Annotated in this window: 13 protein-coding genes; 7 read left to right on the top strand and 6 right to left on the bottom strand. The window is 44.3% G+C overall.

Annotated features, from left to right (window positions below; translation table 11 throughout):
- Nucleotides 1-80: 80 nt before the first annotated feature.
- Nucleotides 81-4,376, top strand: a complete 4,296-nt coding sequence (locus tag QT974_RS08730; RefSeq protein WP_333468114.1) for a hypothetical protein — start codon at nt 81-83, stop codon at nt 4,374-4,376.
- A gap of 186 nt (nt 4,377-4,562) precedes the next feature.
- Here the strand turns inward: QT974_RS08730 and QT974_RS08725 are convergent, their stop codons facing one another.
- From QT974_RS08725 to QT974_RS08715, 3 genes are all read right to left on the bottom strand, one after another.
- Complete coding sequence (locus tag QT974_RS08725) at nt 4,563-6,356, bottom strand: bifunctional 3'-5' exonuclease/DNA polymerase (protein WP_333468113.1); 1,794 nt, start codon at nt 6,354-6,356, stop codon at nt 4,563-4,565.
- Nucleotides 6,357-6,550: 194 nt separating this feature from the next.
- The gene (locus QT974_RS08720) at nt 6,551-7,135 is read right to left on the bottom strand and encodes a class I SAM-dependent methyltransferase (RefSeq protein ID WP_333468112.1); all 585 of its coding nucleotides are present in this window, start codon (nt 7,133-7,135) and stop codon (nt 6,551-6,553) included.
- Nucleotides 7,136-7,190: 55 nt separating this feature from the next.
- Nucleotides 7,191-7,871, bottom strand: coding sequence for a hypothetical protein (locus QT974_RS08715; RefSeq protein ID WP_333468111.1), 681 nt, complete (start codon nt 7,869-7,871; stop codon nt 7,191-7,193).
- Nucleotides 7,872-8,236: 365 nt separating this feature from the next.
- Here QT974_RS08715 and QT974_RS08710 point away from each other — a divergent pair, with 365 nt between their 5' ends.
- Nucleotides 8,237-8,533, top strand: a complete 297-nt coding sequence (locus tag QT974_RS08710) for a hypothetical protein (protein ID WP_333468110.1) — start codon at nt 8,237-8,239, stop codon at nt 8,531-8,533.
- A gap of 248 nt (nt 8,534-8,781) precedes the next feature.
- Here the strand turns inward: QT974_RS08710 and QT974_RS08705 are convergent, their stop codons facing one another.
- On the bottom strand, nt 8,782-8,949 hold the full coding sequence (locus QT974_RS08705; RefSeq protein ID WP_333468109.1) for a hypothetical protein: 168 nt from the start codon (nt 8,947-8,949) through the stop codon (nt 8,782-8,784).
- Here QT974_RS08705 and QT974_RS08700 point away from each other — a divergent pair.
- The 3 genes from QT974_RS08700 (at nt 8,942) to QT974_RS08690 (ending at nt 12,669) form a co-directional block, all read left to right on the top strand.
- Entirely contained in the window at nt 8,942-11,221 is a 2,280-nt protein-coding gene (locus QT974_RS08700; protein WP_333468108.1) for a M23 family metallopeptidase, read from the top strand. The genes QT974_RS08705 and QT974_RS08700 overlap by 8 nt on opposite strands.
- 50 nt (nt 11,222-11,271) lie before the next feature.
- Nucleotides 11,272-11,790: a hypothetical protein gene (locus QT974_RS08695; RefSeq protein WP_333468107.1), complete on the top strand. Its 519-nt coding sequence runs from the start codon at nt 11,272-11,274 to the stop codon at nt 11,788-11,790.
- 174 nt (nt 11,791-11,964) lie between these two features.
- On the top strand, nt 11,965-12,669 hold the full coding sequence (locus QT974_RS08690) for a hypothetical protein (protein ID WP_333468106.1): 705 nt from the start codon (nt 11,965-11,967) through the stop codon (nt 12,667-12,669).
- 122 nt (nt 12,670-12,791) lie between these two features.
- Here QT974_RS08690 and QT974_RS08685 read toward each other — a convergent pair whose 3' ends face one another.
- A complete protein-coding gene (locus QT974_RS08685) occupies nt 12,792-13,814 on the bottom strand; it encodes a DUF5895 domain-containing protein (protein WP_333468105.1) in 1,023 nt (340 codons plus the stop codon).
- Between the two features lie 259 nt (nt 13,815-14,073).
- Entirely contained in the window at nt 14,074-14,865 is a 792-nt protein-coding gene (locus QT974_RS08680; protein WP_333468104.1) for a hypothetical protein, read from the bottom strand.
- 249 nt (nt 14,866-15,114) lie between these two features.
- On the opposite strand from QT974_RS08680, the gene QT974_RS08675 reads away from it, so the two are divergent.
- The gene (locus tag QT974_RS08675; protein WP_333468103.1) at nt 15,115-15,654 is read left to right on the top strand and encodes a type IV secretory system conjugative DNA transfer family protein; all 540 of its coding nucleotides are present in this window, start codon (nt 15,115-15,117) and stop codon (nt 15,652-15,654) included.
- Nucleotides 15,655-16,269: 615 nt separating this feature from the next.
- Nucleotides 16,270-18,099, top strand: coding sequence for a group II intron reverse transcriptase/maturase (gene ltrA, locus QT974_RS08670; RefSeq protein WP_333468102.1), 1,830 nt, complete (start codon nt 16,270-16,272; stop codon nt 18,097-18,099).
- Nucleotides 18,100-18,107: the final 8 nt, after the last annotated feature.

Raw genomic sequence — 18,107 nt, 5'->3', positions numbered from 1 at the left:
GTACACTAAAGCCAGTATATGAACAGGGAAATGAAACCTTACTGTACTTCATAAACCTGGAATTCGCTGTATATTTAACTATGTCTGCTTTCACTCCACAGCCTAACAGAGACGCATCGGACACCATTCGAGGATATGTCTATCAGGTTGATCTGACCATTGAGCGTTGGCTTTCTTTGCAACCCGGAGAATTCCTAGAACTAGAGTGTGGGGAGGATATAGATTTAATTTCCCGTTCACTTTCTGGAGAAGAGGAAAGACGACTCGAACAGGTCAAAAACTACAACTCTTCTGTTACGCTTTGGAGTGCTGTCACAGCCATTGCTAATTTTGTTGAGCATCGTAAGAATAATTTGCAGCAGACATTAAATTTTCTTTACACAACTACTGCCTTAGTTACTAAAGAGAGACCTTCTCCAGAAATGCTTAAGAAAAAAGAAGGCATTTTTGTATGGGAACAGATCCGCCAAGGGACTCTAACAGAAATCTCTCAAAATGAAGCTTTAGAGGGAATCCGTATAATTCTAAGTAAAGACTCTAAACCCGAAAAGTTTTCTGATACAACTTGGACAGTATTTCGGAATTTTATCACAGCCGCTAGCAAGGAGGAACTACTCGATCTAATTTGTAGCTTTGAGTGGAGTACGAATACACCAGATCCTCAATCATTAAGAACTTGGATTCTACAAACTCTCATTCGACAAGAGTATGCTACAAATGAAATTCAAGCAAAGGATCAGTATCAAAGGCTTTTCCTCAAAGTTTTTCAACTACTTTCTCAGCCTGATATCAAACAACTCACAGTAGAAGAGCGAACGCATCAGCTTTCACTTCCTACGCTAAGTGAGAGAGACCATAACCTGTTGCAAAATCTTATAGTTAATGTCTTGAACCTTGAATCGCGCGTGGGGACTCTGGAGCAAAATTTTACAAAGCTCCCTGATGCGATCGCTTCACAAGTTAATGACCAAGTGCAGCGCTTGATTCAACAGCAGGGTGTTGATGTAGCAATTAATTACTTTCCAACTCCACCAAATATTAGTATTCCCCTGCTTGCAGAGAATGCAAGTCATAGGGAGCAAACTGTCAAATCAATAATAAGCATTTTCAACGATTATAGTTGGATAGCCATTGACGGTATGGCTGGAGCGGGTAAAACCCACCTCGCTATATTAGTGGCTCAAGCTATTGGCACTTGTCGTGCTTGGGTGCGGTTGCGGGACTTAACCCGTAGAGCAGCCTGTCAGCAATTAGATGCGGTCTGTAGAGAACTAAGGGGCACAACATCGCAAAGCAATCAATACGAGTGGTACTGCCAGCTATGTGAAAGACTTGGTGAAGGTGCAATGCTAGTGCTGGACGATCTGCCAGAACTTTCAGGTAGTGATGAACTTTCAGAAAAACTGATTCAGCTAACGAGAGCGTGCAGATTACATGATGTTCGGATCTTGTCAACCAGCCCCTATCAGCTTCCATTCAGTCTTGAGGAATTTATAGGAAATACAATTCTTCGTTCAATAAAAGTTCCACTTTTTACTGATGATGAAGCTGCTGAAATCCTTCAATCTTACGGTGCACCAAGTTCTTTGATTAGTGCAAATTTGCTCAGAGGCATAAACGCAATCGCACAGCAACACCCAGTATTACTCACTACTATTGCACGAGATTTAAGCAAGCACAGTTGGCAACTTAATGAAGAAGTATATGAGAGGCTACTCAAAGGTGAGTATCAAGCTGCACTCAACAGCCAGATAACTAGGCGTGTATTGGATTCTGTTGAGGATGAGGATACCAGAGAGTTGTTATACCGTCTCTGTTTGCCCGTTGGTAGCTTTTCGCTGATTGAGGTGCAAGCTGTCGCATCTGTTAACCGAGTTTTGGAAAGACCTAGCGAGCGCCTACATACTCTAGTTGGACTTTGGGTGCAACGCGATGTTGATGAAGGTTTGCTCATTTCTCCCCTGGTTAAGCAACTAGGCGAAAATAATTTGTTGGTTGAGACGAAAAAATCATGCCATTTAGCGTTAGGAAACCTGATTGTATCTAGACACCAACTTGGCCCGCAAGATGTTATCAATGCAATTATTCACTTCCTTGGTGCAGAAGTTTTTGACCGAGCTGGCTTGATGCTGATTCCGGCTCTTGGAGAACTAAATTCTATGGAGATTTTAGTGGATGACAGAGGATTGCTATCTTTATGGGGTAGTCTGCCACTTCCTGAGCAAATGGATCTGGGCATTCGTATCTTTCTGCGTGGCTTGCAAATTGCTGCGCGACACAAATATGGTAAATCTATATCTTATTTAGTTGAAGACTTAGATACACTCCTTGAGCATACCAGCGAGAAAAATGCTATAGGCGTTCTTGGAGCCATGATGGCTACTAATTCCGTCTTTGATAATGACCCTATACGTGCCAATAGATATTTAAGAACTGCACTCCACTTTCTACCATATGCACAAATACCGGGTAGCAATGAGCCAGCATTTTCTGATGAAGGATTACTTGGATTCATGATTTGGACAAATAGCCAAGGAATCACTTCTCCGGAGCATCTTCGCGACTGGATTACCACAATAGAGCAGCTTACTCTCGAACAGAGGCAGTTTGCCTTTAATCATGAGGTAGCTGAACAAGGTTGCTTGGTAGTTTCAGAAAAGTTATGGCTTAAAGAGGCTGAGAAGCCTCAAGAAGAACAGGATTGGTCAGCAATCCTGGCTGCCTATGAAGACTTGGCAGAACGTGCTAATAAACTTGATTTAGAGCTGCTGTGGGCGTGTGCTATACGTTCTAAAATTATTGTTTTAGGAGATTATCTTGGAGATGTAAATGCCATAGTAGCTGTTGCAAAAGCAGCAATTCTACAAGCATCTGAAGATCCGCGAGTTCGGTTTTTGATCCAGGATCTTGTAGGGCAAAAATATGTATTCATTAACAAAAAAAATCAGGCTGTAATCTGGCTCAGCAAAGCATTAGGTGAGGAAACAAATGCTTATCCCTCTAGACGCCTCAAAGTTCTCCTATATATGAGTATTGCAACTGCAGAGCAAGATGCTCAGTTAGCAGTTGGATTTGCTAGAAAGGCCGTAAATTTAGCAGAAACTAATAGCCTTATTGATAAAATAGAACTGGTAAAAGCACTTGGTGAACTTGCTATTTCCCAATGGTTAGGTGGCAGCTCACTAGCATCTGTGTTTGAAACGTGGGATCGTGCTGGTGAGCAGCTTTTGGCTTGTAGGTCAGATACAGAATCCTGGAAAAAACTCTTTGTTATATACGGTCATGTATCGGGTTATTTCTCTAATCTAGCCCGCACTGGTAGTCCTCCAACTAAAACACTGGATGGCGAAGATTACGCAGCACCGCAGCGAGGTATTCTTTTTTCTCAAAATCTAGGATTAGTAGATTATTACGACAGAAATAAAGAAAGTACGGTTTTGGCCAATTTAACATTTTTTGCAGCTTCCGTTGGCAATGATGAGCGAGCAGCCTTTTGGGCTTTGAGAGGAATGGATGATGCAAGGGATACAAACCAGCGTGCTGTTTTCGCTCGTCTCAGTCTGGAGGCTCTTCCGTATCTACTGTTAAATGCTCGTTATGCTGAAGTCCTCGATTTTGCAATGGATGCAGGAGCTTCTTTTGTCGCTAATATGCAACTGCTTCAGCTTGGTCAAGTTCCACAAGGATTGGATCTTGATGTCGAAACCATTTTAGGTAATAAGCCTAGTGAACTATGGCGGAATGCTGAACATCATGCAGCCTTAGTTGGACTACTCCCCGTAGTTTTCCAGATTGGTACAGTGGCTCTACGCTCTTTTGAACTGGCAGGCTCACAGGCGACAGAAGTAGCAGCAATATGTCGCCAAATTAGTGCAACAGCAGTGAAGCCGCAACTTTGGTTACAAGCAGCAGAGCTACTCGAACAAATTTACTTACCAGAAGTTTCATATAGCGAAATACTAGATCTTAGTAATAGGTTCGATCCTCAAACCGAAGAAGTGTTTCTAGCAATTGGCTTCTTAGTTGCCACGCTACAAAATGATACTCCGCTTGAAACAGATATTCTCCTGCATATGGCGATCGCACCTTTCATATACCAACATCGTGAACCCTTATCTGCGACATATCGCCGACTGATTTTACCTTTTTTTATAGATTATTGGAAGATTAAATTTGAAAGGGTGTCACTTCGGTTTCGTTCAACATCATTGGTTGGTCTAATTTTGAATACAGCAGAAAATTTCCCTGAAGCTGAAAGACTGCAATTTGTCTTAGTCACAATGGCATTTGCTCTTAATGTCAGGTTGCCACGGGATTTTGCCAATTTTACTAGGGCTTCTGCTCCTGAAGTTGTTAGTTTTTTATCTGCGTTGTAGAACTTCTATTTACTATGCTACTCTTGTTGGCGATCGCAGCAATGTACTATTTTTCATTGCTGCAATCTTGAATAATTGATAACTAGGCAGAGAAGCCAATACAGGAGGTGTCTGATAAATAATACTTCCTCTTAGAAAAATAGACAAATTAATCGGACTATTTATGGTTAAAATAGCGACTTTTTTTCAAGCCCAAGACGAAGTAATTCTTACTTCTAGTTCAACCGGAACTTGCTGTAGATATAGCTCTCCAGCTTCCACCATCACTTTTTTTAGAAGGCGAGTGGTTCTTTTTAAAGTTACCTTTGGACACTCTAACAAAATTTCGTCATGTACCACACCAATCAACTTTGCTCCAGTCTTGGGTAAGAGTTTGAACAAACGAGCGATCGCCACTTTCAACATATCAGCCGAAGTTCCTTGAACCGGGTGATTAAGCAACTCAGAAAGCCGGGGTTTCTTTGCCCACCGTCTTCTACGTCCGCCAATTGTACGAATTTGCTTGATATCTTTGACGTACACCCTTCTCCTGATGCTGTCATGCCATCTTTTGATTCCAGCATAAGCTTGAAAGAATCGTCTTCTGAACTCTTTAGCTTCCTCCAAGGTTAAAAAAACATCGTACTTTTCTTCAGCATAAGCTTGGAGTTTGGCAGCACCCATGCCATAAATTAATCCGAAATTAACTGATTTAGCTATCCGTCTATCCTCTGCCGTTACCTCCTCTAATGCCTTACCTGTAATCAAAGATGCCGTTAAAGTATGCAAATCTTCGCGTTTAGCGTAGGCATTCAGCATTCGGCGATCGCCAGATATTTCAGCGACAATCCTTAGCTCGATTTGGCTGTAATCTGCTTTAATAATTTGATATCCGGGAGCGGCAATGAAGCACGCACGCATCCCATTTGCCGTACAATTCCTGGGAACGTTTTGCAAGTTTGGCTTCTTGCAACTAAAGCGTCCAGAACGAGCGCCGCATTGCCGATAGCTGGGGTGAATTCTCCCCGTTATCGGGTGAATGTGTTTGGGCAATGCCTCAGCAAAGTTGGAACACAAAGATGCTAATTTCCGATAATTCAGTAGCAACTGGATAATCGGGTATTGACGAGCTAGAGGAATAAGTTCGCTCTTACTTGTTGACTTAATTGGAATGTTGAGAGCCTGAAGAGCACTTAAAACTTGTACAGACGAACGGGGGTTTATGGTTTCCACCATCTCTGGAAATAGCGAAAGTTGTGCGCTAGGGGCTGGTTTAAGACCGGCTTTCACTAATTCCACCAGCGTAGTCTGCTTTTGAGCTTCCAGTTCCTCGCCCACCAAATGCCAGTGTTTTGCATCCAGTAACATTCCATTTAGTTCCATTTGGGCTACAGCAGGCATCGCTTCAAATTCAATTTGGGCGGTTTCGAGTAACCCAGCATTCTGAAGTTTTGAGATGAGTCGCGCTCTAAGTTTCAGCAGGACAGCAGCATCTAAAGCGGCGTATTCTAACTGAGAAGCTGATAACTTACCTCCGAAATTGCTCGACTGTAGGCTCTTGTCAAGTTTGATTCCTAAAAATTCAAGAGCGAGGGATTGTAGATCGTGGTCTTTCTTGAGTCCAGATCGCAACACCTGACTCGCTAGCATGACATCAAAAAATGGGCCAGACGGTCTAAGTCCAGCTATTTCTAGTACCTGCCAGTCGAACTTACCATTTTGAAAGATTTTGAGCGCACGGCTGTTTAGAAGTGCTTTTAAAGGCGATAATTCGCGATCGGCAAAAGCAGCTAGATCGACAATTATCACTGGGCGGTGGGGGACAGCTATTTGGATAAGTCGGATGCGTTCCGTAAGTGGATCTAGCCCGGTGGTTTCTGTGTCTATGGCTATAACACGAGCTTTTATTAAAGGCGAGAGGACATCATTTAGTCGGGAAAAGTTTGTAATCAGCTCGTATTCCACAATAGAATTTGGGGCGTAGTGTGGGGAATTATTCATGGGAAGAGAGGGGTTTTAAGGTAATAGTTTCAGTCGTAAAATTGATAGAAGTAGCGGAGATATTAGGGCAGATATTCGGTAGAGAAGGCTAAGTTACATTCTTAAATTTATTTCAAGAGGAAGCAATAGTGATTTGTTGAAAGGTAAGTTGTGCTGTCCCCACTAATAAAACGGTATAGTGGGGAAGCAATCGTCTACTTTTTATCTATTACGACTAGGTAGCTCTCAACAGTAACCGGGCGATCGCTCCCCCAAAAGATTTCTAAGGGAAGTTCGATTAACTTGGCAGACGTGCGCTTAAGAAAAGCTCGAAATGCTTGCGATCGCGGATCGCCTCGGACATTCATGGAATTGCTAACGACACTTACCAGGCGTCCAGAATTGGCTAAAAAAAGGTTATAGGCACGTTGTATGATATCTAAATCAACTCCTTTGATGTGGGGCGTAGAAAATGGGGGATTTGCCAAAATTCTGCTATATCGCCTCTGCGGTTCAGTTGTAAAAAAGTCACTTCCAACTAGATTGAACCCTTTTTGAAACAGAAGTTGTTGTAGCAGCGGGTTTATTTCAATTACATCAACGATCGCACCCGCTCTAACCATAGCCTGCGCCAATAAGCCGTCTCCTGCTGTTGGTTCTAAGGCGTAGGTTCCTGAAATGATTTGAGCTTCTTCAATCATAAGCTCAATTAGCTCTGGAGGAGACGGGAACCAAGAATAAGGTGGAGCTTCTCGGATTCGCTCATATAGCATTTCTGCAAGCGATGAAGTATCTTTCATTTTAATTTTGCTGCTATTCGGGCTATAATTGGCGAAGGTTGCCTTTTTTTACGTGTTAAAATAAAGTCAATTGCCCTTCAACTTTTGACTTATCTTTTGGTGACTTAGCTGTTACCATTTCTGTCGGTAAATCTGCATCAGCGCTTTTATCTTGGGACAATTTACGTTTGCCCCAGCCTTGGGACGCTGCATGGCGGACAACGCTTTTCCTAATTGCTCTAGCTAGATGGTGATAATCATTTTGGATCCTGTCAAAGTTCACGGCTGAAAATTCAGCTAATTCGGACAAGTTGTAACCATTTGGTAGCCGATTATGTCTTGTCAAGGTGTCTTGTGCTGCCCACATATAGACGTTGTAATAACTGTGGTGCAGAGGAGCTTCAAATGTGGCTCCCATCATATACGCCACGACTTCTGTGGAAGTGCAGTAATTCCCTACAGTTCTGTTGCTGTACTCCTCTAGAATCAAATCGAGCCTATCGGATAAGCAAGCCGTTTTCAACCAGTCAGGTATGCTTTCTGACCAGGGGGTTTTGTGTAAAACTAATGGGCCTGCATAGTAACGTAAAAGGGGAAGGGGAATTCCGGTCAATTCCAGTAGCACGGCTATTAAGTCGCGGTGCATACCCATCTGGGCTAATAGCTTCAGCTTTTCCAAAATGCCGGACTGAGGTTTTACAGGGTGAGTGGTAATTTCTTCAAGTAATTCGGGCGTTAACAGATTTAGCTGAGTCATATCTTTTTGAAGGATAATTGTGTGACGAATGAAGATTAGAAAAATCGCGTAGCGAATTCAGTTACAGGGATTTGCGCCGTCTGTTGGGCAAACAATTCGGTAGATATACGCGCCTCTATATTTCTGAGTAATTTTTACCCACCTTGCTGGATGGAAGGCGGGCGAAATTAAGAGCAATGCCAGCACTATATTTTGTTTCGTGCAATAGCAGTAGGTCTTGGTTGTTTGCAGATAGGCTACGTCGATCGCCGTAGCCTATCCGCCGATAGGCGGTAGTTTAATTACGACTATCGGATGAAACCCCTATTCGTTATCCCTAGCTACGCTTAATTGTTGATTCTTACGACTTTGTAGCTACATAATTTATGAACGATCCAAACAATATCTGTGGCAATGAACCAGGTTACAGCGCTGATGGTTATGCTGTTAGTGGCTGTGAAAGTAACCCGTGCGAATCCTCCCTTAACGGATATCGAAGCAACAGTTATAGCAGTCAGCAAACAGAGGGATACGGGGTTCCAGACTACTTTGCTGATGGCTATCGAGAAAACGTTTTTGAAGGCGATTTAAATTTAGCAGATACTCCGTGGACGGAGACGGCTGCTAACCCTAACCCTTATTTTAAGGGAGGGGTAAATGACGCTAATTCCTATCAAGATTAAACAGCTACTTCTCATTTATACGGCGGTGATTTAGAGCTGTAGTGCTTCAGATGGCAGGCTACAAATCGCCTGTATAAAACTTCTCATTTCGGGGACGATGACTTAGAGCGGCAGTGCTTTACGCCGAGGCTGCTCTATGTAAAGCCTCGGTTGACTGCTTTATTTATTTTAAGAAGCGCAATTGCAGCCTCATCAAGTTCGGTGGGTTCCTTTCTCCCACTTAATTGCTTAACTTTTGTACAGTATCCTCAACCAATAACCAAAGTTTTTTGCACAAACATGAGAAGAATATTATCAACAAGATTCTGGCGATTATCAGTATGGTTATTCTCTTTAGCCTTAATAGTTTCCATTTTGTTTGAGCAACCAATATTTGCTAGGGCACGAATTCCTGCTGATACAACTGAAATGCCCACAAAAATTTTAGAAATACCAGGGATGGACAGGCAAGGAAATCCTACTTCAGTTAACGCCCTCTTGCCAGATTGGACACAAATTTCTTTTTCTCAAATGCCACCCATCAGTCAATCTGGAAGCCTTTCAGCGGGAGAGTACAAGCAGGCAGTTGGCTACGATTTGAGCCGAAGTTGGACAGCAGGGCAAACTCCTGACCAGTACATCATGTTGGGCGATATCAGCCAAGCTTTGCAACCAGAATTGTTATCCTTTGGTTTTGTCACACAGCAAGCTGGTCTGAATTTAGATAGCGTAGCTTTAAGCGCATTTACTTTAGTTGCCAAGCAGTCGTTAAATCAGTTAGTTCAGGCTATCCCTATTCTCGGTCAATTTAAAGTCGCAGAGATTGCGCCGGTGGCGGGACTGCTAGCAACAAAAGCTGCTGGCATTGATGTAGCCGATCGCACTCTAGATCGGGTTCTCAGTTCCCATCCACAATTAGGTCAGTTGAAACTGGGAGAAATTGACCTGTCTCAGTATTCAATGTCTTCGATTCCGAACTTAAGCAGCGCTCAACTTGGCGCGTTTTCAGATTGGCAAACAACCTTAATTAAAGACGTACCTGGGCTGAATGCTTTACCTCTGTCTAGCTTTCCCAATCCAATAGCAGAATTCGGCAATTTAGTAATGAGAATTGATGCGGTTTATGGTCCCGCCGAGCGACGGCGAACTAAGACGATATCAGGCTCCGACGTTCAGGGATTCTCAGTTAACTGCCAAGAAAATGATTGCGCTTACATCGAACTAGACGATCTGGAGAATTCGGGTCGGAACGCTCGCGGTTCGCTCGAAGGCAAGCAATGGATTAGCGGTAAGTACCAGGAAGTGGAGGGCGGATCGGGCTGTCTTAAAGGTGTCAACGGCGGCAAGGAACCGACGGGAAGATTGCCTTTTGGCAGTGCTTTTAAGGTAGTTGTCATGGAACCGGACGAGCAAACCGATACCGTTGATACGGCTCTATTCTTCCGATTTTGTTCGCCTTGCGGCTGCTCTCCTTATTTCATTGGCCCAGTACCTTTCTTCACCTATCGGGTTAATTCTCCCATTTTCGTTGGGGCGCTGGAATCGTCCTCTGGCGGCTCTTCCTCTGTACCAACTGGGGCAGTTCGCGGCGGAGTATCTTCTCCTGTTACAAAAGGCGTAGCTACAGCAGCTAATATTAATGTTCCTTGCCCTCCGGGTAGCACTGCACCAGCGCCAGTGTCAGTTGGCAATGTTCAAGGAGTCAATGTTCCCGCTTTGTCGGAAGCGATCGCCAGTATTGAAAGCAGCAGTTCTTACGAGAATGCCGGCGTTAATGCTTGCGTTGATGGCGGAAATAATTGCGGGGTTCCGTTGGGCAAGTACCAGTTTATAAACTACGACGAGTACGCTGCTAGTTCAATTTCATCTAAACCAGGGGGTACGCAATTTTTAGCCAAAATGCGACACGGTTATCAACCCACTCAAGCAGAACTTTTTCAATTTTTTCCGCCTGCCGATCGAGAAGCTGTTTTTGCTCAAAGTCTCGCTTCTAAGCTGAATGCCACCTCTCAAGAAAAAGACCCTACTACTGGAAGTTTTTTTAGTGGCGATCGCCTAATTGAGCGAGTAGCTCAAAAGCATTTCGGGGGCGACTATTCCAAAGTTGACGGCTCTTCAACCGATATATTCGGTCGTTTAACTCTCTCAAGTTACGGACAGGATGTTTTGAGGCGCTATCGAGAGGGAGGTAGGGCGATCGCGGAGTCGAATGCTGCTGCTTGCGTTCCGACTTCCAGTGCGGCGCAATCCTCTAATTCGGCGAGTGCTGCCCCCGGCGGTGGTCAATCCACGAGTCAGTATATCAAGCCTGCGAATGGACCAATAACCAGCCGCTTTGGGATGCGGACTCGTCCAGTTTCCGGCGTGCGGAAAATCTATAACGGCATTGGAATTGCCGGCTCAATGGGAAGCCCGGTAAAAGCTGTTGGCGGCGGCGTTGTCAAGACAGCGGTGTCTAACTGCCAGGAAGGGTTACAGAACTGCGGCGGTGGCTACGGCAACTGGATCGAAATTGAGCACGGCAACGGTCGCACAACTCGGTATGCTCATCTGCGCGAGGGTTCAGTGAAACTCAAAGTTGGCGATCGTGTTTCTCAAGGTCAGGTCATAGGCGGACTAGGCAGCACTGGGACAACGGCAGACCCTCGCTTGCACTTTGAAACCCGCATTAATGGAACGGCTGTTAACCCATCTCAAGAAGGAATTTGAATTAAACGGAGATGTTCTGCACCATGATTTCCTTGAAAAAACGGACAGTTATGTTGAAATTTACTTGGGGCTTGCTAACAGCTTTTTTGGTTTATTTGTTGAGCAGTTTATTCACCCATCCCCCAGCTTTTAGCCAGCCGACTCGGAACGCTGATTTCCCTTCAGCTTGCCTTCCAGTTGGTCTAGGGACTCTCAGGACAGAGTTTGTAACTGAAGTAACAGATGGCAGCACTCAATATCGCTTGTTCGATGCCTATTTGCAGGGAGATGCCGTGCCTTTTTCTGTATTGGTTTCTCGCCAAGGGAAGCAGTGTAGCTTGCTTTATTCCAACCCGACAAACGATTTTTATCCTTACAGCCACACTGTCAAGCTGCCGATAGCAAGGCAAATCGCTCTGGGAGAATTGCGTTACTCCATCAACAAGGCAGGGAGTATTGATAAGTTCCGCTCTACCTTGCAGCCGAATTTGGGAGAACCCACTTGGCAGTTTTCGGAAGAAGAGCTTTGGGCATTTAAGCAGGTTGGGATTACTGTTCCTTCACTTAGTAAAACCAGCAAAGATAAGTGAGATATGTTCGCTTTAATAAGACTCCTACAAGCAAAAATCAAACTTTTGCTTAAAGCGGACTTAGTAAATCTGCCTGGTGTCTTTCATCACCGGATTTAGTAAATCTGCCTGGTGTCTTTCATCACCGGATTTGGCATGACATCCACATAGAAATAATTCACGGAGGTTAAAGCAATGTTTAGCAAAAATCAACAACTAACTTCAGGTTCAGAACACATAGGGGAGCCACCAATCATAGCTGCAAATAAAAAATTATTACTGTTTTCTCAACCTTCTCATAAGGAACTCCCAAACCCCGCTTCTAATTCCCTAAATAATTCTCGGTCCAGAGTATCATCGTTTTTATTTATTGGGCGGTGGTTCCGCTTTGGAGTGGTCTTGTTCTTGCTGTTATCGGTGTTGTTAGGAACTGCTGGTTGCACCGCGAGTGCTACAACGATTTCTTGGACACCTGCTACTAGACTCATCCCTGTTGAAAGTGTTCAAGGCATAGTTGCCGAAAATTCTGACCTGAACCCCCAGAATTCAGCATCAAATGTGTTGGCTTGGGCTGTAAACGGACAAACAGGCAGGTTAGTTATTTTTAATTTTAACAGCCCTGGAGTTTGTGGAGCGGGAGGTTGCTTATATGCTGGGTATTTATTCAGAAAGAATGTTCCTCCTCATCGTGTATTTGCTAGTTATTTAAACGAAAACTTGCCACCTAATAAACCGCTACTTCAAGTAGTAAGTGACCCCTCAGAAACCTCTGATTTACCTTGCTTGCAAGTACAGCAACCGTCACAAAATGGTATTCGGCAGTTGTTTCTTTGCTTCAACGGCCGCCAGTACCAGTTAGCTAACAGTTCCTTGATTAATCTTCCCAATAAAATGGAATAAGCGACTTTAAAGTATTTGAGCTTGGCTCTTCGTTAGCGATCGCCTGTTCCGCACCAATAAAAAAATGCCTCGCTCCCTAACTGGATATGAGGCACTTCTTCAAAAGTAACTAACCGAGGCTGTTAGTCATCTGCTTCCGCATCAAAATCATCGTCGAACTCCTCTTCTTCATCAAAATCGTCGAAATCATCCTCTTCTTCTATTACTTCAGCGGCAATTTTACGAGGGGATTTATGATTGGCGGTCTGCTTTTTTCCATTTTCTACTTTACGAGGAGCGGGTGGCAGCACTTGAATTTGCGGTTCGGCTGTACCTGGTAATGCAGGAGTTTCAGTGAATCCGGCAATGATATCGTGCAGCCCCCAAATCGCATTTTTATGCTGCGGGCGTCCCAGATATAGAAAGGGGAAATTATCAGCAGTTGGCTTAGTATAGCTGACAGTTTTGCAACAGTAGCTCTTATTAGAGCCTTCACCTTCTTTAACTCCTTTGAATTCCACCTCTAGGATACCAAGGCTTCGCCATTTATCGGTTTTCCCGCTGAAAGGAATTTGGAAATAGTCGGCGAATGCTTTTTCCAACAAACGGTAGAATTCGTCTCTGGCTGCTTTAAAACTCCAAAGCGCAACATTCTTAAATCTGATGACAATAGGCGTGCTGTGTCTGGGACGATTGTTTTCATCCAAGAAGACAATGGCGTGTTCGCTAACAACATCCATTATCTTTTTATCGAGTTGAGCTTTATACTCTTCGTACAGCCCGACAACACTACCGCCTAGATCGGGAACGTCATTTTTGTAACGAATGTATTCAGGGACGAATCCCAGCACGCATAAGTGGCATTTAGAGAGCAGCAAGCCTGTAACATCTTCTGTTAGTCCAATTGTAGTCATTTCCTCTTCTGTTGGCATGACAAACCAATTGGCTTTTTCTAGCTGATCCTCTGGAATTAATATTCCCGCCACTTGTTCGTTGATGACGATGCCATAGGGCAGAATTGGTCGCCTTACTTGATTGTGACCGGGTTCTAGGAGTTCGGGGTCAATTTCAAAATCAAGGTCTTCTGACTGATGTGGGATTGTGCCTTCAGTCATCCCTGCGTTATTTGAGCTTTTTGCTTTAGCTTTACTATTGGTTTTAACCATTCTAAAAGTTTGTGACATTGCAGTTCCTGAAAGGCGGTAGCCTTACCTTTAAAAAGGGTAAGAGGTAGCACAGTTAAGCCTAGTAATTTTGTCAAAAATATTAAAGTTTCATAAAAAAATTAACTGGTAGTACAGAACTACCGAATCGTGAGGAAGACTAATTAAGTGTGCAAAAAAAAGAACGATTGTGAAAGCGCTCGCGCAGCTTCAGCAATTTCTGAAGTTGCGCTATTATCAGAATCAAGCACTCACAATGCTTTTAATTTTCTCGCTGCCAATATTGGGCGCGATCGACGCTCGGTAAAGCGTTTATTCCTATTGTCCGCAGTAGAGGCAGTCCTTCTACAAAGTTGATGGCTCCTTTCAAACCCGCGATCGCGTACAAAGAAGCTGCATCTGCTTGTTCGGATAGACTAGCATTGGCTTCTTCTAACAACTTTATTAGATATTCAGGAACCTGTACGAAACCGCCATCAATACAAGCAAGGGGGACAAATTTAGTATCGGGAGCTAGGGCTTTTGGCTTCAAAAAAGGCAGTTCGCGCTGGAAAGGTTTTGGAGTGGGGCGACTGTTTGTTACAGGCGATCGTTCTGGTTTGCGCCTACGCCACCGCTTGGCTCGGTAAAAACTCCCTTTCAATAATGGGGGCTGGCTTACCATCAGTACAGCTTCGTGAAAGGGGAAATTCATCTGTTCTCCTTCCTGAATTTTCACCTCTTCTAAGTTAGATTTTGTCAACCAGTCAGGCGCCAGCGGACAGTGAGGGTAAGACACGACTTTAGAGTTGTAGGTTAAGTCGGAAAGCAATTTGCCCGTTCTGGATAGTCTGGCGTTAAGATAATGCCACTTTAATCCAGGTAGATAGGCTCCTGAATATTTTACTTCAACGGCTCCCATGTAGATCCATTCTGTACGTTCTAAAGTTAGCGAAATGTCGCCTCTTCCTAGTTTGATGGTGCTGCGTTTTAAAATTTCATAGTCCGGGTGTCTCTTCAAAAGCTCTGACAGCCACTCTTTTTGTTTCTTGTTCACGGTAAAAATATCTTTCAATAATTTTGCTTCCTATCCTGTTGACTGCGTTAGCAGGGATAATATCAAGTGCTGGTTGTTTTCTACCGAAAGTTAGAACTGTTGGCTGTAATTGCTCGTTCCCAAGACTGAACTAACACTGAGTAATTTGGATTTAAGCTTACTTGTCTGCAAACACTAAGTTGTAGCTACAACTGAGGTCATAGTTAATTGAGCGATAGACAAAATATTGAATTCAGATAGATACTTATGAATTTTGAGATTAAATTTTTGATAGCACAGGCTAACTCTACTCCAGTTCTCGCTCAAGCCCAGAGGAGAACCCAGCAACCCACACCCCTATCGTCAATTGACTTAGGCGGTCTCTTCCAACAATACAATAACCCGGATGGATATCTAACAATAGGAGCGCTGATATTCCTCCTCTTACTGTCTCGGTTTCTAGGAAATGGAAAGGGCAAAATTACTACTGGCAAAGTGTGCGGAACTTCCGAAAAAATGGCAGCCACTCAGCTTGCCTTGAAACAAATTAAGGAGCGCAAGCATAATAAAGTCACGCTCTGGTGTGGCAGTCCTCGCTATTGGTGGAAGGGGAAAAAACTTAGAGGTTTTGTTACCACTATTCAGACAGCTTTTGGTTCTCCTCCCACTGTTTGGCTCCCTCATGCAGAACGGTCAACTTTAGTAATTGGAGCACCTGGCTCGGGTAAAACTTTTTCTACAATTGATAGGGCGCTAGAAAGTGCAATGGTGCAAGGATTTCCGATTATTCTCTACGATAAGAAAGGCGATGTGCGATTCGTTGGCTAGAAACCAATCCTGAAAAGGTTTAGGAGGATTAGCCGCAAGGTTTGAACCTTGACAACTTGATAGCCATGTCGGTGAGCCGATAAATACCCTGACCGGAGCCACACGGTCATTAAATAACAGATCATGGCATTCGGCAAGTCCGACCCCGCAGGTGCAGCGGTGAAAGCACGACCCCCACGGTAGCGACTGGACATCAATCCGTGAAGCGGGGCGAAAGACGGTAACCTGGCAACCTAACCAGAAATCCCGTTAGCAGGAACCCATGAGTAGCGAAAGCAAAGATGCGTTTGAACCATCGTTATCTTGAACCAGCGAAATTAGGTTGACGACGCTGGAGCCAAAAGGCAAAGGATATGGAGCTGGCAAGTGTCTCCGTGACCAGCAAGCACTTCCGTTAAACCCGGTGGAGAGCATCACTCTAAAGGTTCAATCAATGGCTATCAGGAACGAAGTAACCCCTGAAAATCTCTCATTTATGTCGAATATCTGAGTAGGTTCCAACCGCATGATAGACGGGGGAAGGATTGAGTCAGAAGCGAATGCCTGGGGTAATGCCCAGGATAGGCCCACGGACTCACGGTGATTTGGAATGAATAGTCACAAGTAGCAGTAAATATGTCTAAAACGAGTTTCAAGACTACGGTGGAATGGCAAGCGATCAACTGGCGCAAGCTGGAACGTCGAGTGTTTAAGCTGCAAAAGAGAATATTCAGAGCCTCACAGCGTGGTGATGTTAAAGCCTGTCGCAGACTCCAGAAAACATTGATGAAGTCCTGGTCTGCAAGAAGTCTTGCTGTCCGACGAGTGACCCAGGATAATCGGGGGAAAAAGACGGCTGGTATAGATGGGGTAAAAGCCCTTACACCCCAGCAGCGACTTTCCCTGATTGAACAACTAAAACTGGGTACAAAGGCAACACCAACGCGACGGGTTTGGATTCCTAAACCCGGAACAGAGGAAAAGCGTCCTTTGGGCATTCCAACGATTAAAGACCGAGCCTTGCAAGCGCTGGTTCTTCTGGCGCTAGAACCGGAATGGGAAGCTCGCTTTGAGGACAACTCATACGGTTTTCGTCCGGGACGCTCATGTCATGACGCGGTAGAAGCAATTTTTAACGCAATTCGCTACAAAGCCAAATATGTGCTAGATGCAGATATTGCAAAATGCTTCGACCAAATCGACCATAAAGCTCTTCTTGACAAGCTGAACACATCCCCAACTATCCGTCGCCAAATCAAGGCATGGCTTAAGGCAGGGGTAATGGACAGGAAAACCCTGTTCCCCACAGAAGCAGGTACACCTCAAGGTGGCATCCTATCGCCTTTACTGGCAAATGTGGCGTTACATGGAATGTCCAATCGGATCAAAGAAGTCTTTCCGAGGCTAGTAGCTACCTCAAGGGAAACTTGGTTTCATAAAAAGGGTGAATATTTCAACACTCCGAACCTAATCCGATACGCCGATGATTTCGTGATTCTCCACGAAGATCTAGTCGTCGTCCAAAAATGTCAAGAAATCATCGCTGATTGGCTAAATGACATGGGCTTGACACTGAAACCAAGCAAAACTCGTTTAGCTCACACGCTGAATGAGTATGGTGATGAACAACCGGGGTTTGATTTCCTCGGCTTCAACATCAGACAATTTCCAGTTGGTCAACACCAAACAGGAAAGAACACAATAGGCAAACCGCTTGGTTTTAAGACAATCATCACCCCAAGCAAAGCGAAGCAGAAAGAACACTATGAGGCAATTGCAGGAATCATCGAAGCTCACAAAGGTGCAAACCAAGCAACGCTGATAAAACTGCTGAATCCTATTATCTCAGGCTGGTCGAACTACTACTCAACAGTAGTTAGTAAGGAAGCCTTTTCGCATCAGGATTACCTCATCTTCCAAAAGCTAGGGGCTTGGGCAAGACACCGCCATGCTGATAAATCCTGGGAATGGATCTCACGGAAATATTGGCAGACAATCGGCGGGGATAAATGGGTGTTCGCCACGCGCTCAGAGGATAAAGACCCTCAAATACTGCGTAAACACAACGCAACTCCTATCGTTCGACATATCAAAGTGAAAGGCGATGTGAGTCCGTTTAATGGCGACTTCATTTACTGGAGTACAAGAATGGGTAAACACCCCGAAGCCCCTCATAGAGTTTCCAAGCTCTTGAAGTGGCAAAAGGGAAAGTGCGCCCTCTGCGAATTGTTTTTCAGATACGGAGATGTGATGGAAATCGATCACAAAATTCCTCGCTCACAAGGCGGTAAGGATGAGTATCGAAATCTCCAGCTACTACACCGTCATTGTCACGATGTTAAAACAGCCCTCGATAGAATGGCTGGTGGTGTGCATGACAAGCACCAAATCACTGAGGAGCCGGATAAATCGAAAGGTTTATGTCCGGTTTTGAAGCCGAGTACAAACGGTGACGTTTGTGCTTAGGTAACCAG

Source organism: Microcoleus sp. BM001215392, from assembly GCF_036700185.1.
Lineage (GTDB): Bacteria > Cyanobacteriota > Cyanobacteriia > Cyanobacteriales > Microcoleaceae > Microcoleus.
The sequence above is the reverse complement of the archived record's forward strand: the minus strand, read 5'-3'. Positions and strand labels throughout refer to the sequence as shown.